The sequence below is a fragment of the Streptomyces sp. NPDC054975 genome (assembly GCF_053609105.1).
On the sequence record NZ_JBSGWV010000006.1, the window covers coordinates 174,764 to 196,196 of the forward strand.

The window sequence follows — 21,433 nt, forward strand, 5'->3', positions numbered from 1 at the left end:
GTCAACCGAGGGCGACGAGCCCGGTCCAGCCCCCTTCGCCGACCAAGGAGGCGGGCCCGTGCGCTGCCCGGCCGCCGAGGTAGAACCGGAGGGTGCCGTCGGCCATGACGGCCCACAGGTCGGGAATGCCGTCACCAGATGCGTCGGCGGTCCCCTGGATCATCGGGATGCTCGTCCGGGTCCAGCCGCCCTGGCCGTACACGATGTCCTGCCCGGCCCCGGAGGCAGCGGCAGAGGCGAGGGATCCGAGGTCGACGCCTCCGGTGGCCGCCGGCTTGCCCTGGCGGAGGAGGAGGCCGCGGGTGGTGTCGTCGGTCCGGCGCAGGAGGTCGGCGACGCCGTCGCCGGAGTAGTCGGCGAGGCCGACGATGTCGCTGGTGGACCACCCGCCGCCGAAGAGCCGCGCCTCGGTGAAGGCGGCTCCGGTGTACCCGGTGAAGGCCCACAGCTGGTCCCCGGCCTTGGCCATGGCATCCGCCAGCCCGTCGCCTGTGATGTCGCCCGTGGCGACGATCTGGGTGAGGGTGGCGGGGGCGGGTGCGTTCGGCGGGAGCAGGATCTCCACCCGGTCGGTGGTGTCGAAGCTGCCGTAGCCGTCGCCGGGGAAGACGTACAGCTTGCCGTCGGGCAGCCGCGCCATGAGGTCGTTGACACCGTCGCCTGGGAACCAGTCACCGTGGTGGCTGAGCAGCGCCGGGCCGCTCGTGCCCGCCCAGTAGCCGTCGCCGAGGATGCCCTTGTCGTCGAGACCGGCCGGCATATGGATGCCGACGTCGCCGCGCGGGGATGCGGCGTAGTGCCGCAGATTGCCGGACCCGTCGATGGCGAGCAGGTCGGGAGCCCCGTCGCCGCTGAGGTCGCCTGCGGGGTCGGGCGTCTTGCGGGGCTTGACGTAGAAGATGTACTTCATCGGCGCCGCGGAACGGTTGCCCGCGTTGTCGACCGACCAGACGAACAGGACGTTGACGCCTGCGACGGGCGGGGTGAGGGTCTTCTTGACCGGGGCGCCCTTGGTGGTGGCCAGAGCGGGGTTGGCCGTGTGGTTGGGGGCGTTGAAGGCGTACTCGTACTTGACGACGCTCTCGTCCGGCGTGCCGCTGCCGGTCTCGGCGGCGAAGGTGAACTCTCCGGCCGTGCCGAAGTCCACGGTGCTCCACCGGTCGTAGTTCTCCCCGGGTTCGGGGAACGGTGTGGAGGTGACCTTCGGGCTGCTGGGCGCGGTCTGATCGACCGTGAACTGGCAGAAGGCGGTGCTTCCGGCGGGGCCCTGGGCCGAGACGCCGCCTTCGGTGTCGGTCGTCCAGGCGGTCCACGAGTACGTCTTGCCGCTGACGAACTTCCCCCAGGCGAGCGGCACGCTGATCGTCCCGTTGCTGGCGGGCTCGAAGGCCTGGTTCACGACGGGGGTGCCGGGGGTGTCGTTGCGCCAGACCTTGAGGTGGACGTACTCCAGGTCGCCGTCGACGTCGACGCCGGTGACGCGGAAGGTGATGTCGCTCTTGCCGATGGCTACGTAGGGGGAGTTGATGTCGCACATCCCGCCGGGGACGGTCGACATGCCCACCTGGAGCGGCTCGTTGGGGGCGTGGTTGTAGACGGTCTCGATGTACGGCGAGTTCTCGCCGTTGGCGATGATCTTCTTCCAGTAGGTGGTGTCGCCCTCGTTGGCGGCGCGCAGTCCGATGCCGATGAGTGACCACTGCTTGGTGGCGGCTTCCTGGGCGGCGGACTTGATGTTGGTGCCCACCCACTTGTCCGGGCAGGTGACCGCCTCGTAGCCGTGGCCGTTCGTCTGACTGCCGAGGAGGCGGCCCCAGATATTGGGGGAGTTCTGATTTGCCCAGTTGGTGGAGGGAGTGATGGTGCTGGTGAGGTAGACGTCGTACTGGCGCGACGCGCAGCCCCAGGAGTACGTCTGCAGGACACGCAAGTACGAGGACTTGATGACGGCGCCGTGCAGCTTCGTGCCGTGCTCGAAGGTGAAGACGGACCGGGACAGGCCCTGGGTCGTCGCCTCGTAGCCGATGCGGGATTCGTTGCTGCCGTCGTTGAAGTTCTGGCCGTTGTAGAAGCTCGAATTCGGGTGCTTCGCGTAGAGCAGTGTCCAGTCGTTCTTGTGCCCCTTGAAGGAGGGGTCGATGAAGACGGGGTAGACCGTGTCCGGGTCGGTGAGGTCCTTGGGGCTTACGGCCAACTGGAGCACACCGTCCGGAGCGAGCGTGCCGCCGAGAACGCTGTCATGACTTCCGGGCTGCGGGCCCGCGAGCCCGGGCAGCCCCAGGGCCGTGCCCGCGACCGACGGGTCGGGGGCAGGGGTCGGCTCGCCCTCCGTCTGCCGGACTGCGCCCGCCGAGTCCCAGAGGTAGGGAGTCGGCGCCGCGGCGATCTCCTCGCCCGCAGGGTTCAGGGCACTGACCACATGGGAGTCCGGGTTCAGCCGGAAGGTGAGGGTGGGCGAGGAGAGCCGGTAGTCCAAGTCCTTCAGCAGCGGATCGTCCGCCGCCTCGCGGGAGTGGACGATCAGGACGTGGGAGTAGCCGCCGTCGCGAGCGGTGAGCAGGAGGTCGATCCCGGGACGTACGTTCTCGTAGAGGGCCCGGGGGCCTGCGACGACCGGCGCGGGCAGCGGGCCGGGCCAGCTGACGACGAGGTCGTGCCCGTCGACGGTCAGCCGTACGAGTTCGCTCCAGGTGCGCTCGTCGGCGGGCGCCGCCGGTGCGCCGGGCGCGGCGACAGGAAGGGAGCGCTGCACGGAACGAGATGCTCGATCGGCCCGGCTCGCCCCGTCGTTGCCTGCGCTGAAGAGCATCGGATCGTTCACCGCGGCGGGCGCGTAGCCGCCCTTCACCTTCCGGAGCGTGGTGTCGATCTTCTTCCACTCACCGTCGACCTTGGCACGGATCGTGTCGCTGTTCGTACGCGTGCGCAGGAAGCCGTCAGGCTGGGCCCAGGTGGTGGAGTTCGCGGTGCGCTCAGCGGTCGCCTCGACGTCCTTGCCGGTGCGCTTCGCCTCGCGGAGCGCGGCGGAGGCGTCGAGCGTCTTCGGGGCGCTGGTGTCGGGGCGGGCCTCCGGGCCGGACTCCGGCTCGCTCCCGGACAGGTGGACGGCTAGGGGGAGAGCCACGGCGACGGCGAGCACCGCGGCCAACGCGGCGTACCGGCGGCGAGTCCACCGGGTCAGCTTCCCGCCGGGCGCGGGCACGGATACCGAGCCGGCCTGGTTCTCCGGAGACGAGGCGCTTGCGTTGTCGTCCGGGTCCGTCGAGGCGTCCATAAGTCCCTTCCCCCCTTGGGCAGATGGATGCCGCGCCGCATCGATGGCGCGTTGCCCTTGGAATTCCTGCTGCGCGCACACGAGCGCCAGCAGAGCATGGCCCATCTCCACGTTTTCGTCACTCCGTGCCCGCACGCGCAGTAAGGGGCCGAGAAGGAACCGAAGTCGGCCCCCGGGAGTCTTTCTTGGTGGCGTACGGCCAACACAGGAGTGCAACTCCCGGCGAATCGGGGCGAATACGCCTTACCTTCGGACCGGTTTGCCGGTATCCAGATGATTCGCCGACTCCACGGAGAACGATCTTGGTCGAGGCAATAGCTTCTCGGTGAATCTTTCATTCTCATATAGCCGACATTCGCCCGTAATTCGCGTGATCAATGTCACCGGACAAGCCTCTGGTGTGGATTTTCTGCGGTGACCGCCTCCACAATCCTGTGAATATTTGCTGGTTGCTCCGCGCGGTCGGCTCGTCCCGGCCGCGGCGGAAGTGGGGGGTCTCATGTCCTGGTCCGGTTCGGGCCGTCCGTTCCGTGCGTCCCGTCACGGAAGGGTGCGCGCCATGCGCCGCGCCGGCGTTGTCCTCTCGGCGCTGGTGGCCATGTCCCTGCTGCCCACGCAGGCTCTGGCGGCTCCTCCGCCGGACGACCCCGAGTCGCACAGCGTCGAGCTGCCCGACCTGCAGCAGACCGAGAAGGCCCCCGAGGACGCGGCGAAGACCGAGGAGCTGACCAGCTGGTCGGGCAACCCGGTCGACCCGCCGGAGGAGTTCAACCCGAACCCGGGCGAGGTCATCCCGCCTGCGGCCGACGCGGGGTCCGTGGATCTCACCCAGGCGGCGGGTGCACTCGTCCCCGTCGAGGACCTGCCCGTGAAGATCGGTCAGGCGACGGCGACCGAGGGCGAACCGGCCCCGCCCGCCCCTACGGGTACCTGGAACGTCGAGGTGGAGGCGCGTACGGCGACCGAAGCCGCGGACCTCGACGGCGCGATCATCACCGTCACCCCGCCGCCGACCGGTTCGACCCCGCTCGACGTCCAGCTCGACTACGGCACGTTCGAGGACCTGTACGGCACCGAGTGGGCATCCCGGCTCCAGTTCGTTCAGTTGCCGGAGTGCTTCCTGACCACTCCCGAGCTGGAAGAGTGCTCCGTCCCGGTGGACGTCCCGAGCGTCAACGACGCGGAGACGGACACCGTGCGGGCCACCATCGACCCCGCGGCCGGTCAGGCACAGGGACTCTCCACCCAGGCCGGCGGCGGCACCACCGTCCTGGCCGCCACGGACTCGGGCTCGGGTGCGGGCGGCAACTACCGGGCCAGCTCCCTCTCCCCGTCCGGGTCCTGGACGGCCGGAGGCAGCGGCGGCGGCTTCTCCTGGACGTACCCCCTCGGCGTCCCGGCGCCACCGGCGGGCCCCGCACCGAAGATCAACCTCTCGTACTCGTCCCAGGCTGTCGACGGCAGGACCTCCGTCGCCAACGGTCAGGCGTCCTGGGTCGGGGACGGCTGGGGCTACCACCCGGGCTTCGTCGAGCGCCGCTACCGCACATGTTCCGACGACCGCAAGAACAGCCCCGGCACCCCTAACAACACAAGCTCCACCGACAAGGACAAGGCGGACCTGTGCTGGGCCAGTGACAACCTCGTCCTGTCCCTCGGCGGCAGCACGACCGAGCTGGTGCGCAACGACGCCGACGGCAGGTGGGTGTCCGCCTCCGGCGACGGTACGAAGGTCGAGTACCTGGCGAAGGACGGCAATCCGAAGGGAGAGCAGACCGGCACGTACGCGGGCGAGTACTGGCGGGCCACCACCCCCGACGGCACCCGCTACGTCTTCGGCCGTGACGGTGTCGCCGCCGACCAGCCCTCCGTCACCGACTCCGTCCTCACGGTCCCGGTCGCCGGCAACCACGCGGGCGAGCCGTGCCACCAGGCTTCGTACGCTGCCTCCCTCTGCACCCAGGCATGGCGCTGGAACCTCGACCACGTCGAGGACGTCCACGGCAACGCCATGACCATCGACTGGAAGTCGGAGCTCAACCACTACGCCCAGAACGGCAAGTACACCGCCGCGAAGGCGTACGAGCGGGACGGCTACCCCACGCAGATCCTCTACGGGCTGCGCAGCGACAACCTCAGTGGCGCGCCGGCTGGCAAGGTCGTGTTCAGGACCGAGCAGAGGTGCATCAAGGAGGGCACGACCGCCTGCAGCGACGCCGAGTTCGAGTCGAAGAACTACGCGGACAAGCAGCCCTGGTGGGACACTCCCTCGACGCTGTACTGCAAGGCGGGTCAGGCCAAGTGCTATGTCTCGGCACCGACGTTCTGGAGCCGGGTCAGGCTGACCACGATCGAGACGTACGGCCAGCGCACCCCGGGATCCACCGCGCTCTCGCTCGTCGACTCGTGGAGCCTCAAGCACTCCTTCCCCAAGCAGCGCACCGACACCCACCCGCCGCTGTGGCTGGAATCCATCTCCCGGACCGGATACGGCACCAAGAAGGACAGCGAAGGCAATCCGATCGGCGAGCCGATGCCGGAGGTCTCGTTCCTCCCCAACGTCCTCGACATGCCGAACCGCGTCAGAACGAGCGCGACGGACCACACCCCCGACTTCGACCGGCTGCGTGTCGAGACGATCCGTACCGAAACCGGTGGCGAGATCTACGTCGACTACTCCGCACCGTGCCCGGTAGGCGCCAACCATCCCGCACCGGACACCAACAACACGCTCTGCTTCCCCGTCCACTGGTCCCCGGACCCCGAGGTGGAGAAGCCGAAGACCGAGTGGTTCAACAAGTACGTCGTCGACCGCGTCGTCGAGAAGGACCGGGCCACCCGGCAGCCCGATGTCGTGACCACCTACACCTACGCGGGAGCGGGCTGGGCCAAGGACACCGACGAGTTCTCCAAGGCCGAGCTGCGCACCTTCAACCAGTGGCGTGGCCACGAGCAGGTCACCGTCACGCGCGGTGAGACGGCGAACAGCGGCACGCCCAAGGCGACGGAGCAGTCCAAGACCGTCACCCGCTACTTCCGTGGCCTGTCCGGTGACGCCGGCCGGGCAGCGATCACCCTCAAGGACTCCGAAGGCAAGCTGACCCTGGCTGAGGACCTGCCCGCCTACCAGGGCCGGGTCGCCGAATCCATCACCTACACCAAGGCAGGGACCGGGGGCACCGTCCACGCCCGCGAGCTGTCCTGGCCATACGCCAAGGAGACCGCCACCCGCGTACGGGGCGATGGTCTGCCCGCACTCAAGGCGTACCGGACGGGTACGGTCCGGACCGACAAGATCCAGTCGCTGGGCGGAACGGCCACCCGTACCGTCCGGACCGAGACCGACCACGACGACACGTACGGCCTCCCCGTCAGGGTGTACACGTACGTGGTCGCGCCGGACGGCACCACCAAGTCCGACGAGACCTGCACGTCGACGACGTACGTCCACAACACCGGCGCACACCTCATCGGCCTGCCGCACCACGTCGCGAGCGTGACCGGAACCTGCCAGGTGGCGGGCCCCTCGCCCGACCGGATCATCTCCCAGACCCGCACCTCCTACGACGCCCTCAACGCCTTCGGCGCCACCCCGACCAAGGGACTGCCCCGCCAGGTCGACACCATCGACGGTGACGGTGCCGGTTGGATCACGTCAGCTCGCACGGAGTACGACGCCCTGGGGCGTGCGACGAGGGTGCAGGATGCCAAGAACAACTCCACGACGACCGAGTACCTGCCCCTGACCGGCCCGGCGTTCCAAGTGAAGACCACCAACGCCAAGGGCCACACCGCGACCACCACCGTCGACCCGGCCCGCGGCTCCGTCCTGTCCGCGACCGACACGAACGACCGTACGACGACGAGCGAGTACGACGAGCTCGGACGTGTCACGGCCGTCTGGTCCCCCTCCCGCAAGGCACCGGCTCCGGCGTCCGTCCGGTTCGACTACCAGCTCGGCCACAACAAGGTTCCGGCGGTCACCACCAGGACGCTGCGTGACAACGGCACGTACGCCTCTTCCGTCGCCCTCTACGACGGCATGCTGCGCCCACGCCAGAACCAGAGCGACGCCCACGGCCCCGGCCGGGTCATCACCGACACCCTGTACAACGCGAACGGCGCCGTGAGCGAGGCGAAGAGCGCCTACCTCGCGCCGGGCGACCCGGTCGCCGAGGTCTTCGTCCCGCAGACCGTCTTCGAGGTTCCGCACTCGACGGAAACTGCGTACGACGGACTGGGCCGCCCGGTGCGGGTCACCACGATGAAGAACGACGACCCGCAGCACACGGCCGTCAACCAGTACGGCCCCGACTGGACGCTGACCCGCACCGGCATGTCGGCGGACGGCACCGCCCCGCTGGCCGGCAGCCGCTCCGCCCGGACAGCGACGGACGCCTTCGGCCGTACGACCGAGATCCGGCACTACACGACGACCAACCTGACCGGCCCGGAACCGGCCGCCGTCACCACGTCGTACTCCTACGACCCGCGCGGCAAGCTCGCGCAGGTCACCGACGCCAACGGCAACGCCTGGACGTACACGTACGACGCCCGCGGGCGGTTGACCGCGTCCACCGACCCCGACATGGGCCGCTCGACGTTCGGCTACGACGAACTCGACCGCCAGGTCTGGTCGAAGGACACCCTGGAACGCGCCCGTTACACGCTCTACGACGAACTGGGCCGCGCGACCGGGCTGCGCGACGACTCGGCCACCGGTCCGCTCGTCACGTCCTGGACGTACGACACGCTTCCTGGTGCCAAGGGGCAGCCTGTCGCGACGATCCACCACGAGCAGGGCGGGACGTACACCAGCGAGGTCACGGGCTACGACACCGAGTACCGGCCCACCGGCACCAAGATCACCATCCCGGACACCGCGGAGACGAAGGGCCTGGCCGGAACGTACGCCTACGGCTACACGTACACCCCGACCGGCAAGCTCCGGACGACGGACCTGCCCGCCACCCCTGCGGGCCTCGCCGCCGAGAAGCTGATCACCCGGTACGACGAGGAGGGCGCCCCCATCACCACCTCGGGCGCCGCCTGGTACACCTCGGGCACGGTCTACAGCCCCTTCGGTGAGGTGCTGCGCACCACCTCCGGACAGGCGCCGCTGCGGGTATGGACCAACCACCTGTACGACGAGTTCACCGGGCGGCTGCAGGAGACGCAGAGCCACCGGGAAGCGACGGTCCCCAACTCGCATATCTCCACCCGGACATACGGCTACGACACCGTCGGCAACGTCACGTCCATCGCCGACAAGCAGCCCGAGGGCACGGATCAGCAGTGCTTCTCGTACGACCCGATGGGCCGCATGGTCCACGCCTGGACCGGCCAGGCCGGCTGCCCGGCCGGGTCGACGACGCAAGGCGCCGGCCCTGACCGCATCCAGGTCACGGCCGGGATCGGCGGGGGCGGGTACTGGCACTCGTACGCCTTCGACGCCATAGGCAACCGTACGAAGATGACGGTCCACGACCCGGTCAACGGTGACCTGGACGACGTCTTCACGTACACGTACGGCAAGACGGACACCAACAACGGCACGCAGGCACCGGAGCTGGTGCAGCCGCACACGCTGACCCGGGTCGACGGCAGCGTCAAGGAGCAGGGGTCGTCCGTCGTCTCCCTGTCCACCTACACCTCCGACCCGGCCGGCAACACCACTCAGCGCATGGTCGGCGGCGACACGCAGACCCTCAACTGGGACCGCCGGAACAGGGTCACCTCGGTCAGCGGCTTCGGCAACGGCTCGGGCGCTTTGAAGAGCACCTCCGGAAAATGCCTCGACGTCCAGGGCGGGCTCACCGCCGACGGCACCCCGATCCAGCTCTACACGTGCAACGGCACCGGGGCGCAGCGGTGGAACACGAACGGCGAGACGCTCAAGGTGCTGGGCAAGTGCGCCACGGCCGTCGGCACGAAGCTGCTCGTCCAGACATGCGTCGCCGGCGACGAGCGCCAGAGGTTCATCGACCGCCCGGACGACGACTCCCTCCACAACCCGCAGACGAACACCTGCGTCGACGTCCCGAACGCGGATTACAGCGACGGCAAGGACGTCCAGCTCGTCGCCTGTGACCAGCAGAACCCGCAGAAGTGGCAGCCGGGCGACGAGACGCGCTACATCTACGACGCCGCCGGCAACCGCCTGATCGAGAACACGGCGACAACGCGAACGCTCTACCTGCCGGACGCCCGCGTCACCGTGTCCACGACCGGCGGGGCCCTCAGCGCCGAGCGTTACTACACCCACGCGGGCGCACCGACCACGGTCCGCACGACCGCCGGTTCAGCGAGCTCCGCCAAGCTGTCGGTCCTCCTCTCGGACCACCAGGGCACCTCGACAACGGCAGTCGACCAGTCCACAGGCCAGCCCCTGACCCGCCGCGCCTTCGACCCCTACGGCAACCCGCGCGGCACGACGAACCCGACGGCCACGGACAACTGGCCGGGCCGCCAGACCTTCGTCGGCACAGGCGTCAACGACCCGACGACAGGCCTGACGCACATCGGCGCCCGGGAGTACGACCCGACAACGGGCCGCTTCCTGTCGACGGACCCGATCATGGACCTGACGGACCCGTTGCAGATGAACGGGTACACGTACGCCAACGGCAGCCCGGTCACTGGATCCGATCCCACCGGCCTTTTCTGCGATGGATGCAGTGCCAACAAAGACAACAGTGCGTGGGAAGACCACGGACCTGGCTGCACCACCGAGGGGTGCTACGACACCGGAGGCGGACTACTTTCCAACACTGGCGGCGGACCAACCGCAGGGGACGACAGCGGCGCAACCCCGACTGTTGTGATTACAACGGACGGCGACAACTTTTTTGTCGAGGGGATTCGAGTTCCGTCACAAGATGAGCTGCGCCGTACGGGTTTTGGCGCTAGCACCTACCAAGAATCCGTAGAGCGATGGTCGGTGCAAAAATGCCAACGCCAGGATTCGGGCAAGATCCAGGCTTTTTGCGCATCTGCCAACTCGATGGGGTGGCTCGGCAAGACCGGTGACATTCTGGAGGTCCTCGGTATTCGCGATGGCATCAAATGTGCCACCCAGGCGGATATAGGCGCTTGCGCATGGGTGGCAGCCGATGTCGTCATAACAATGGCCACCATGGGTGCAGGTAAGGGGGTCACAACAGGGGCGAGGACAGCGAAGGGGGCCGTCAGCCAAGGGGACGACGTTGGAAAGTTGCTAGCCCACTGCCTGGGGACGAGGAACAGTTTCGCAGTCGGAACCAAGGTTCTTATGGCGGACGGCACGACAAAGGATATTAAAAAAGTCGAGGCTGGCGACAAGATTCTCGCCACGGATCCCGAATCAGGCGAAACGGCGGAAAGAATAGTCAGCGCTGTCATCTTCACAAAGGATGACAAGAGCTACGTCGACCTCACTGTCGCCGCGGTGGACGGCGCGGGGGTCCTCACTGCAACCGCTCACCACCCCTTCTGGTCCGAATCCGAGAAGGCATGGCTCGACGCCGGCGATCTCAAGCCCGGCATGACCCTCCGCACAGACACTGGCGCCACGGTTGCCGTAGAGGCCGTACGCGGGTACCGCGCAGACCAGGACACCTACGACCTGACTGTGGAATACCTGCACACGTACTATGTGCTTGCCGGGGCTACGCCGGTCCTAGTTCACAACAGCAATGCAGGGGATGACCCTCGCTCCTTCTCGAACTTGATACCGGAGGATACGCCTGAGTGGTTCAAGCCGATCGCTCCTGGCACCGTTCTGTCCCGTTCAGGTAACTATGCATACGTAGTAACAGGGGATGGTGAGCTAGTTATCGGGAAGCGTACGGCTGGCCATGTGAGCCTCGCTCAGGGCCGGGACGTGCTGGCTGCCGGAGAGTTCAAGACAAAGGGTGGTCAAGTCGTGTACCTCGATAACAAATCTGGCCATTATCAGCCTTACGGGGCCCACGCTCAAAAGGCGGCAGTGGATGCTTTCAACGGGAATGGACTTGGTGCTGATGGGAAGTACATCGAGGCATGGCGGCCCAGCTGCTGATCCGGTCGCAGAGTTCATGCAGGCCGTCCAGGGAGTCCTTGCCACTGCAGAAGAGACCATTGGCACCGAGGAGCTGGAGCCGGGTCTGGAGCGTGCGCTCGCGATCATTCAGAGGAACCCCGAATCAAGGGGGCGATTCGAAAGCCAGATGATTGCTCTGATCGACTCCCCTGAGGAAGGTGTTGTCGAAATGGTCTCTTTCCTGATGCATGAGCTGCGCTGGGAAGTCGTCCGAGATGCGGTCAGGGAAAGGATCGGTCATCCCAGAGGGAACGTCAGCAATATTCGTCTCTACGAGGCCATGTTGGACTCCTTCTCTGACTCCTGGCGCGACCGTGATCTTTATGCGAGATTCGCTGGGTCGTGAGGTCGTAGCCTTGCAGCATTCGAGCGGATGATCGCAAGCACAAAGTCGAAGCCCCGTCAGGCGTGTCCTGGCGGGGCTTCTGCGACGGGTGACGGCAGTAGTTGACGGCAGCGTCAGCGGACGGGGTTGGTGCGGGGTGGTGGCTCGTCGCTGTGGCCGTTGGCCGTCTCGGTGGTCTCAGGGCTGCCGAGCGTGGTGCTGAGGACGTCGATGGCGTCTCGTTGGAGGCAGAGTCGGACGTGGGCGTAGACGGTGGCGGTGACGCCGATGTGGGCATGGCCCAAAAGTTCCTTGATTACGACGAGTTCGACGCCCTGTTCCAGGAGCAGGGTGGCGGTGGAGTGACGGAGGTCGTGGAAGCGGATGCGGCGGAGTCTGGCCCGGTCGAGGAAGCTACGGAAGCGACGGGCGAGGTTGGCAGGGTCGAGAGGTCCACCGGTCGGCGTGGTGAAGACCAGGCCACTGCCCTTCCAGTCCGAGCCGACAGCCTGGCGCTCCATGTCCTGCCGCTCCTTGTGTTCCTTGAGGGAATGGAGGCATTCGGTCGGGAGGGCGATGCAGCGTTCGGATGCCCGGGTCTTGGTGGGCAGGTGGGTGAGGCCGCCGGTGCGGGTGCGCTGGAGCGATCGCCGGATGCTGGCTGTTCCGGCGTTGAGGTCGAGGTCTTCCCAGCGGAGGCCGAGGAGTTCGCCTTTGCGGAGGCCGGTGCGCAGGGCGAGTTCGTACAGGGCGTGGAGCCGGTCGGTGCGGGCCGCGCCGAGGAACTGACGGGCCTCTGCCGCGGTGAGGGGATGGAAGCGTCTGGGCTGGTGCGCGGTGGTCTTGACGTTGCGGGCGACGTTGCGGGGCAGCTCGTCTTCGCGGACGGCATGTTGCAGCGCCGACTTGAGCACCGAATGCACGTAGATCACGGTCGAGGGAGACAGCCGCTTCTGGCAGCACTCGCCGATGGCGCAGCACGCCTCCCGCTCGGTGTCCAGGCCCTGGGCGCAGCATTGGCAGGTCGTGCGGAGCCGGTCGAGGAAGGTGCGGACGTCCTTGGCGGTGAGGCGCGCGACCTTCTTGGTGCCGAGTCCGGGGATGAGGTGGAGGCGGACGCAGGCCGCGTAGCGGGTGTGGGTGTTCTCCCGAAGCCGGTGGACGGCGACGCTGCCGAGCCAGTAGGTGAGGTAGTCGCCGACGATGCTGTCGGCGGTGGCGACGGGCAGTCCGCGGTTGCTGTCGGCGATCTTCTCGGCGAGCTTGTCGGCCGCATTCTTGCGGGTGGTGCCGTAGACGCGGACGCGTTTGCGGGTGCCGTTGGCGGCGAGGACGTAGCCGGCGGCTTCCCCGCGGCCGTCCTTGCGCTGGTAGATGGTGCCTTCGCCGTTGGCGCGGGCCTTCTTGCGCTTGGGGGCGGTCATCAGGCGGCCTCTTCCAGGTGGCGCTGGACGTAGTCAACGAAGGCGCGGGCGGGGATGCGGCGGGCGCGGCCGATGGTCAGCGAGGCCAGGCGCCGGGTACGTAGGAGGTCGTAGAGGGCCGAGCGGCCGATCTTGAGCCGGGCCATGACCTCGGGGACGGTGAGGAGTTCGTCGTCACGCACGAGTAGCTACCTCCTGTTCGCTCGTCGGGCCGCCGTGGATGAGTGCGGCGAGGCGTTCGAGGTCGGGGGTGAGGCCGGTGCCGTCATAGGCCCAGTGGGCGAGGACGAGGGTGGTCGGTGAGGGCGGAGGGGTGTGTCGGCGGTGCCAGGCGGCGCGGGCGGCCCGGAGGGCGCCGAGGGTGGTGGAGTAGGCGCGGGTCTTGGTGGAGAAGTGGCCGCGGAAGCCGAGTACGTGGGCCCACTTGCGCAGGTTCAGGTGCTTGAGGTCCTCGCGTACGCCGAGGGCCCAGGCAGTGCGCTTCATGCGGGCTGCGTGCTCGGGCACGGACTCGAACCAGAGGTCGGTGATCCTCTTCAGCCGGTGGTCGAGGGTGGCGGTCGCGGCTTCGTGCCCTTGGTGGCGTACTGGGCGACGTATCCGGCGACCTTGCCCTCTGTGATCGTGGTCCCGCCCTGGAAGGCGGAGGATCAGATGACCCTGGTGTCGATCTGCTCGCCGAAGGCGAAGGAGCGAGCGCTGCCGTTGACCTCGGGCCCGTCGATGTGCGCGCCGTTGGCCGCGATCCGGATGGCGTCGGCCAGAAGTTCGGGTGTGGCCCATGCCGGTGGTGTGGTGTAGGGGCCTGCGGGGCCGTCGAGGCGGATCGCGGCGTGGAGGTGGATCAGTACGCGCTGCTGCTACTCGGCGATCTGGCTGAGGAGAACCGCAGGACCGCGCCGGCGGCCTTCTGGATCGCGCGGAGCTGGGCGTCGAGCTCCCGGCACCCGTAGGTGGTGAAGCGGGGCCAGAGCGGGGAGATGTGGGGCGTTGAAATACCGTGCACTCAGTGGGCCGGGCCACGTCCAAGCCGTCGCCCATGTGCGCGGCCTCGGCCTTGCCGCGCGATCAGTCGGGCCGTAAGTCTGCGCCCACCTGCGTGGTCATGGCGTTCCGCAGCGCGATCCACGCGTCAGCACAGCACCCAGCCCGTCGACACGCTGCGTCCCGCGATCGAACCGGTCGCGCGGACGCAGCGGTTGAGGGCGTGGACGGTGACCGGGCCCGCCTGGCGGGTGTAGCGGCCGCTGTCGACGGCGGGGTGGCCGCCCCGGGGCTGCAGGGAGACGGACATCGCGCGGCGCGCACCGGGGCTCTTGGCGACGGTGAGGGCGCAGACGTACTGGCGGCTGCGGTAGAGCCGCAGCTCGCCGGTGGGGAAGGCGACGGTCTTGCTGGGCCGGCCCACGCAGAGCGAGGCGGCGTCGGCGCTCGCCACTCCGGGCCCGGCGAGGGCCAGGGAGCCGACGGTGAGCAGAACCGCCAGCAGATACCCGAGCAGCCGCGTACCGCGCGCGATCACGCCGATCCCACCGAACACCTGGATCCCCTCCCGACTCCGTACCGTACATGCGTACGACGCAGGAGACGTCCGCGCGGTTGCCTCCTCAGATCGCCGTCGCGGGCTCCTCCTCGCCGATGAACGCGCGCCACAGCTCCGCGTACCGGCCGCCCCTGGCGAGGAGCTCGTCGTGGGTACCGTCCTCGGCGACGCGGCCCTGGGCCATGAGGATCACCCGGTCCGCGCGGGCGGCCGTCGTCAGGCGGTGCGCCACGACCAAGGTCGTGCGGCGGCCGGCGAGGCGGTCGGTGGCCTGGTTGACCTGGGCCTCGGTGGCGAGGTCGAGCGCGGCGGTGGCCTCGTCGAGGAGCAGCACGTCGGGGTCGACGAGCTCGGCGCGGGCGAGGGCGATCAGCTGGCGCTGGCCGGCGGAGAGGTTACGGCCGCGCTCGGCGACCTCGTGGAGGTAGCCGCCGTCCAGGGTCGCGATCATGTCGTGCGCGCCGACCGCGCGGGCCGCCGCCTCGACCTCGGCGTCGGTCGCGTCGGGGCGGCCGTAGGCGATGGCGTCGCGGACCGTCCCGGCGAAGAGGTACGCCTCCTGCGGGACGACACCGAGCCGGTGGCGGTAGGAGGTGAGGTCCAGCTCCCTGAGGTCGGTGCCGTCGGCGGTGACGCGGCCGGAGGTCGGGTCGTAGAACCGGGCGACGAGCTTGACCAGGGTGGACTTCCCGGCGCCGGTCTCGCCGACGAAGGCGACGGTCTGCCCGGCGGGGATCCGCAGGTCGATGCCGGTGAGCGCCTCTTCGGGTTCGTCGGCGGACCCGTAGGCGAACGAGACGTCCTCGAAGGCGATCTCGCCGCGCAGCGACAGGACCTCGCGCGGGGAGTCGGCCGCGGCGGTGGACGTCGGCTCCTGGAGCAGCTCCTGCATGCGCTTGAGGGAGACGGTGGCCTGCTGGTAGCCGTCGAAGACCTGGGAGAGCTGCTGGACGGGCGCGAAGAAGAGGTCGATGTAGAGGAGATACGCGACCAGGGCACCCGTGGTCAGCGTGCCGGCCTCGATCCGGTTCGCGCCGACGATCATCACGGCGGCGGCGGCCACGGAGGACAGCAGCGTGACGAAGGGGAAGTAGATCGAGATCAGCCACTGGCCGCGGACGCGGGCCTCGCGGTACTCGGCGCTGCGGGCGGCGAACTGGGCGGAGCCGGAACGCTCGCGGCGGAAGGCCTGGACGATACGGAGGCCGGAGACCGACTCCTGGAGGTCGGCGTTGACGACGCTGATCCGATCGCGCGCCAGCTCGTACGCCTTCACGCTGGAGCGGCGGAAGAAGTACGTGGCGACGGCGAGGACCGGGAGCGTCGCGAAGACGACCAGGGCGAGCTGGAGGTCGAGGACGAGCAGCGCGCCCATGATCCCGAAGAAGGTCGTGAGGGAGACGAACGCGGTGACGAGACCGGTCTGGAGGAACGTGGACAGGGCGTCCACGTCCGTCGTCATCCGGGTCATGATCCGGCCGGTCAGCTCGCGCTCGTAGTAGTCGAGGCCGAGCCGCTGGAGCTGGGCGAAAATCTTCAGGCGCAGGGCGTAGAGGACGCGTTCGCCGGTGCGGCCGGTCATCTTGATCTCGGCGGTCTGGGCGAACCACTGCACGACGACGGTGAGCAGGGCGAACGCGGAGGCGGCCCAGACCGCGCCCAGGGCGAGCTTGTTCACGCCGTCGTCGATGCCGTGCCGGATCAGGACCGGCAGCAGCAGGCCCATGCCGGCGTCGACGGCGACGAGGCCGAGGCTGAGGAGGAGCGCGGCGCCGAAGCCGCGCAGCAGGCGGCGCAGTCCGTACGACTCCTCGGGGGTGACCGCGCGGGCCTCGTCGACGTCGGGCGTGTCGGTGGCGGGCGGCAGCGCCTCGACGGCGGCGAGGAGTTCGGGGGTGGCTCCGGGCGCCTGGGACTCCTCGGCCGGGGTCTCCTCCCGTACCCAGAGGGTCGGGGTGATGCCGCGCTCGGCGTCGAACTCGGCGTCGAGCTCGGCCCGCAGGGTGCGGTCCTCGGGCAGCTCGACGGGGACGGTGTGGCCGGGCGAGACGCCGCCGAGCTCGTCGGGGTCGGTGAGGAGCCGCCGGTAGAGCGGGGAGCGGCGCTCCAGCTCCTCGTGGGTGCCGATGTCGGAGAGCTGGCCGTCGTCGAGGACGGCGATCCGGTCGGCGAGGCCGAGGGTGGAGCGGCGGTGGGCGATGAGGAGCGTGGTGCGGCCGGCCATCACGGAGGCGAGCGCCTCGTGGATCTCGTGCTCCACGCGCGCGTCGACGGCGGAGGTGGCGTCGTCGAGGAGGAGCAGCCGGGGGTCGGTGAGGATCGCGCGGGCGAGGGCGATGCGCTGGCGCTGTCCGCCGGAGAGGGTGAGGCCGTGCTCGCCGACCTTGGTGTCGTAGCCGTCGGGCAGCTCGGCGATGAAACGGTCCGCCTGGGCGGCGCGGGCGGCGGTCTCGATCTGCTCCTGGGTGGCTTCCGGATGGCCGTACGCGATGTTGGCGCGGACGGTGTCGGAGAACAGGAAGCTGTCCTCGGGGACGAGCCCGATGGCGGCGCGCAGGGAGTCCTGGGTGAGCTCCCGGACGTCGTGGCCGCCGACGAGGACGGCGCCGTGGTCGACGTCGTAGAAGCGCGGCAGGAGCAGGGAGACGGTGGACTTGCCGCTGCCGGAGGCGCCGACGACGGCGACGGTCTCGCCGGCCCGGATCTCCAGGGAGAACCCGTCGAGGACGGGCCGCCCGTCCTGGTAGGCGAAGCTCACGTCGTCGAACTCGACGGTGGCCTCGGCGTCCGCGGGCAGCTCCTTCGTGCCGTCCTGGATGACCGGCTCGGTGTCGATGAGCTCCAGGACGCGGTCGACGCCGGCGCGGGCCTGCTGGGCGACGGTGAGCACCATGGCGAGCATGCGGACGGGGCCGACGAGGGAGGCGAGGTAGGCGGAGAAGGCGACGAACGTGCCGAGGGTGATCTGACCGCGGGTGGCGAGCCAGCCGCCGAGGGCGAGGACGGCGACCTGGCCGAGGGCCGGGACGGCCTGGAGGGCGGGGGTGTAGCGGGCGTTGAGCCGGATGGTGCGCAGCCGGCCGGCGAAGAGCTTGCGGCTGGCGTCGCGGATCTTCCCGGTCTCCTGCTCCTCCTGCCCGAAGCCCTTGACGACGCGGACGCCGGTCACGGAACCGTCGACGACCCCGGCGACGGTGGCGGCCTGGGCCTGGGCGTACCAGGTGGCCGGGTGGAGGCGGGTGCGGCTGCGCTTGGCGATGAACCAGAGGGCGGGGGCGACGGCGAGGGCGACGAGGGTGAGAGGGAGGGAGAGCCAGGCCATGACGGCCAGCGAGATCAGGAAGAGCAGGACGTTCCCGATCGTCATCGGGAGCATGAAGAGCAGGCCCTGGATGAGCTGGAGGTCGCTGGTGGCGCGGCCGACGACCTGCCCGGTGGACAGCTCGTCCTGGCGGCGGCCGTCGAGCCGGGTGATGGTGCCGTACATCTCGGTACGCAGGTCGTGCTGGACGTCGAGGGCGAGCCGGCCGCCGTAGTAGCGGCGGATGTACGTGAGCCCGTAGACGAGGACGGCGGCCCCGATGAGCAGCCCGGTCCAGACGGAGAGTGATCGGGTCTTCGCGCCGATGACGTCGTCGATGATCACCTTGGTGATGAGCGGCACGAGCGCGAGGACGGCCATCCCGGCGAGGGAGGACCCGAGGGCAAGCACGACGTTGACCTTGTACCGCCAGGCATACCCGGCGAGCCTGCGCGCCCACCCCTGCTCTTTACGCCCCGCCGCGGCCACGTGGTGCCTCCCGTTCGTCCTGCTCTACCGGAAGGCTCCAACGCGGGTGGCGTGCGTTTTCATCCCCCCGCAACAATCTGCGCGCCGAAACCGGTCGCTGGTCCTAGGACCGGCGACCGGGCGGCCACGCCGTCACTCAGAGGTGCGTCGGCTCGAACATGCGCAGGAGGGCCGGGAGGATCACGACCGAGGGGCCCGGGGTCGCGAGGGACTTGGCGAGGTCCGTCGTCAGGGACTCCGGGGTCGTGCGCAGGGCCGGGACGCCGAAGGACTCCGCGAGGGCCACGAAGTCCGGGCGGGCCAGTTCGGTGGCCGTGGCCTCGCCGAAGGCGTCCGTCATGTACTCGCGCAGGATGCCGTAGCCGCCGTCGTCGACGATCAGCCACGTCACGTTCGAGCCGTACTGCTTCGCCGTCGCCAGCTCCGCGATCGAGTACATCGCGCCGCCGTCGCCCGAGACCGCGAGGACCGGGCGGGTCGGGTCGGCCGCCGCGGCGCCGAGGGCGGCGGGGAAGCCGTAGCCGAGACCGCCGGCGCCCTGGGCCGAGTGCATCGTGTTCGGGTGGCGCGCGTCGAAGGCCGACCACGCCCAGTACGCCAGGATCGTCATGTCCCAGAAGCTCGGCGAGTCGTCCGGCAGCGCCTCCCGCACGGACGCCACGATCCGCTGCTCCAGGCCGAGGTCCTGCGCCGCGATCCGGTCCCTGACCTTTGTCAGGACGGCCTTCACCCGCTCCGGGGCCGTCGGGTCCTGCCGTACCTCCACCGTCTCCAGGAGCGCCTGGAGCGCCAGACGCGCGTCCGCGTGGATGCCGAGCGCGGGGTGGTTGGACTCCAGCTTGCCCGCGTCCGCCTCGATCTGGATCACCCGGCCGCGCGGGGCGAACGTGTGGTAATTCGACGACAGCTCGCCGAGCCCCGAGCCGACGACCAGCAGGACGTCCGCGTCCTCCAGGAACTCGGTGGTGTGCCGGTCCTCCAGCCAGGACTGGAGCGAGAGCGGGTGCTCCCACGGGAACGCGCCCTTGCCGCCGAAGGTGGTGACCACGGGCGCCGCGATCCGCTCGGCGAGCGCGCGCAGCTTGCCCGACGCGTCGGAGCGGACGACCCCGCCGCCCGCGATGATCGCGGGCCGCTCGGCGTTCGCCAGCAGGTGCGCCGCCACCGCCGTCAGCTCGGGGCGGGGGACGACCTCCTCGGGCGTCGCGTCCATCGCCGTGACGACCGGCAGCGTCGTCCCGGCCAGGAGCACGTCCTGAGGGATCTCGACCCAGACCGGGCCGTGCGGTGCGGTCAGCGCCGACTCCCAGGCCGCCGCGATCGCGGACGGGATCTGGGACTGCGTACGGACCGTGTGCACGGACTTCACGATGTCCCGGAAGGACGCCTGCTGGTCGCGCAGCTCGTGCAGGTACCCGTGCCGCCCGCCGCCGAGCCCCGCCACCGGGACCTGGCTGCCGATCGCGAGGACCGGCGCGGAGGCGGCCGCCGCCTCCTGGAGCGCGGCCAGCGACATCAGGGCGCCGGGGCCGGTGGAGAGGAGCAGCGGGGCCGCCTCGCCGGTCATCCGGCCGTACGCGTCCGCCGCGAAGCCCGCGTTGTTCTCGACGCGCAGGCCGACGTACGTGAGCGAGGAGCGGCGCAGCGCGTCGAACATGCCGAGCGCGTGCTGGCCGGGGAGCCCGAAGACGGTGGTCGCGCCGAGTCCGCTGAGGGTCTCGACGACGAGGTCACCGCCGGTCCGCCCGGGGGGCGGGTTGAGCGCGGCGGCCGTCTGCGCGGCGGTGGGGCGCAGGACGAGGTCGTGGTCGTGGGTCATGGACGGGTCCCCTCGGGCGTGGCTCGGTAGGTCGGGTGCGGGCCGGTGGTCGGGTTTGTGCCCACCCGTTCCGCCCTGCGGAACGATTGCCCACAAACCCGACGCGGCAGCGGCCGGGCGCGGCGCGCTGCCCGTGGCACGCGCCGCCCCCCGGCGGCGCTACTGCGCGTCGCGGGCCGCCGCGATCTGGCGGCTCATGATCGTCGTCAGTTCGTACGCCGTGTGCGAGGCCGCGACCGCCGTGATCTCCGCGTGGTCGTAGGCGGGGGCCACCTCCACGACGTCCGCGGAGACCAGGTTGCAGGAGGACAGGCCGCGCAGGATCTCCAGGAGCTCGCGCGAGGTCATGCCGCCCGCCTCCGGGGTGCCGGTGCCGGGGGCGTGCGCCGGGTCGAGGCAGTCGATGTCGATGGAGATGTACAGCGGGCGGTCGCCGATGCGCTGGCGCAGCTGGTCGGCGACCTCGTCGGCGCCGCGGCGGTAGATGTCCGCCGAGGTGACGATGCCGAAGCCCATCTTCTCGTCGTCGGTCAGGTCCTGCTTGCCGTACAGCGGGCCGCGCGTACCGACGTGCGACAGGGCGGAGGTGTCGAGGATGCCCTCCTCGACGGCGCGGCGGAACGGGGTGCCGTGGGTGTACTCGGCGCCGAAGTACGTGTCCCAGGTGTCGAGGTGCGCGTCGAAGTGGAGCAGCGCGACCGGGCCGTGCTTCTTGGCGACGGAGCGCAGCAGCGGCAGCGCGACGGTGTGGTCGCCGCCGAGGGTCATCATGCGGGCGCCGGTGGCGAGCAGGTCGTCGGCGGCGGCCTCGATCGTCTCGACGGCCTCGTTGATGTTGAACGGGTTGGCCGCGATGTCACCGGCGTCGGCGACCTGCGCCAGGGCGAACGGCGAGGCGTCCTGCGCCGGGTTGTAGGGGCGCAGGAGGCGGGAGGCCTCGCGGATGGCGTTGCCGCCGAAGCGGGCGCCGGGGCGGTAGGAGACGCCGCTGTCGAAGGGGATGCCGACCACGGCGACGTCGGTGGTGCCGACCTCGTCGAGTCGCGGCAGCCGGGCGAACGTCGCGGGACCGGCGTACCGCGGGATGCGGGACGAGTCGGTCGGGCCGCGGAAGGCGTTCTGGTCGCTGCTGCTCATGGTCGGGTCCTCCTGGGTGTGTCGGTGGTGTCCGGTCGGGGCCCGAGGGTCGTCTCGGGCCC

At 69.7% G+C, this 21,433-nt stretch carries 11 protein-coding genes; 2 read left to right on the forward strand and 9 right to left on the reverse strand.

Annotated elements, in window-relative coordinates:
* Position 1 precedes the first annotated feature (1 nt).
* Positions 2–3,274 (reverse strand): VCBS repeat-containing protein, encoded by a 3,273-nt coding sequence (locus tag ACWF79_RS10175; protein ID WP_453727601.1) that lies wholly within the window; start codon positions 3,272–3,274, stop codon positions 2–4.
* Positions 3,275–3,833: 559 nt separating this feature from the next.
* Here ACWF79_RS10175 and ACWF79_RS10180 point away from each other — a divergent pair.
* Both ACWF79_RS10180 and ACWF79_RS10185 read left to right on the forward strand, forming a co-directional pair.
* Entirely contained in the window at positions 3,834–11,312 is a 7,479-nt protein-coding gene (locus ACWF79_RS10180; RefSeq protein ID WP_453727602.1) for a ricin-type beta-trefoil lectin domain protein, read from the forward strand.
* On the forward strand, positions 11,260–11,679 hold the full coding sequence (locus ACWF79_RS10185) for a hypothetical protein (protein ID WP_453727603.1): 420 nt from the start codon (positions 11,260–11,262) through the stop codon (positions 11,677–11,679). Before ACWF79_RS10180 ends, ACWF79_RS10185 begins: the two co-directional genes overlap by 53 nt.
* A gap of 113 nt (positions 11,680–11,792) precedes the next feature.
* Here ACWF79_RS10185 and ACWF79_RS10190 read toward each other — a convergent pair whose 3' ends face one another.
* From ACWF79_RS10190 to speB, 8 genes are all read right to left on the reverse strand, one after another.
* Entirely contained in the window at positions 11,793–13,082 is a 1,290-nt protein-coding gene (locus ACWF79_RS10190; protein ID WP_453727604.1) for a tyrosine-type recombinase/integrase, read from the reverse strand.
* Positions 13,082–13,264: a helix-turn-helix domain-containing protein gene (locus ACWF79_RS10195; RefSeq protein WP_453727605.1), complete on the reverse strand. Its 183-nt coding sequence runs from the start codon at positions 13,262–13,264 to the stop codon at positions 13,082–13,084. Before ACWF79_RS10195 ends, ACWF79_RS10190 begins: the two co-directional genes overlap by 1 nt.
* Complete coding sequence (locus ACWF79_RS10200; RefSeq protein ID WP_453727606.1) at positions 13,257–13,589, reverse strand: replication initiator; 333 nt, start codon at positions 13,587–13,589, stop codon at positions 13,257–13,259. The genes ACWF79_RS10195 and ACWF79_RS10200 overlap by 8 nt, the downstream gene beginning before the upstream one ends.
* A gap of 143 nt (positions 13,590–13,732) precedes the next feature.
* A complete protein-coding gene (locus ACWF79_RS10205) occupies positions 13,733–13,930 on the reverse strand; it encodes a replication initiator (protein WP_453727642.1) in 198 nt (65 codons plus the stop codon).
* Positions 13,931–14,214: 284 nt separating this feature from the next.
* Positions 14,215–14,622 carry a hypothetical protein gene (locus tag ACWF79_RS10210; protein ID WP_453727607.1) on the reverse strand — a complete coding sequence of 136 codons (408 nt, stop codon included), beginning with the start codon at positions 14,620–14,622 and terminating at the stop codon, positions 14,215–14,217.
* Between the two features lie 67 nt (positions 14,623–14,689).
* A complete protein-coding gene (locus tag ACWF79_RS10215) occupies positions 14,690–18,415 on the reverse strand; it encodes an ABC transporter ATP-binding protein (protein WP_453727608.1) in 3,726 nt (1,241 codons plus the stop codon).
* A 136-nt stretch (positions 18,416–18,551) separates the two neighbouring features.
* Complete coding sequence (locus ACWF79_RS10220; RefSeq protein ID WP_453727609.1) at positions 18,552–20,234, reverse strand: thiamine pyrophosphate-binding protein; 1,683 nt, start codon at positions 20,232–20,234, stop codon at positions 18,552–18,554.
* A gap of 159 nt (positions 20,235–20,393) precedes the next feature.
* On the reverse strand, positions 20,394–21,371 hold the full coding sequence (gene speB, locus ACWF79_RS10225) for an agmatinase (protein ID WP_453727610.1): 978 nt from the start codon (positions 21,369–21,371) through the stop codon (positions 20,394–20,396).
* Between the last annotated feature and the right edge of the window lie 62 nt (positions 21,372–21,433).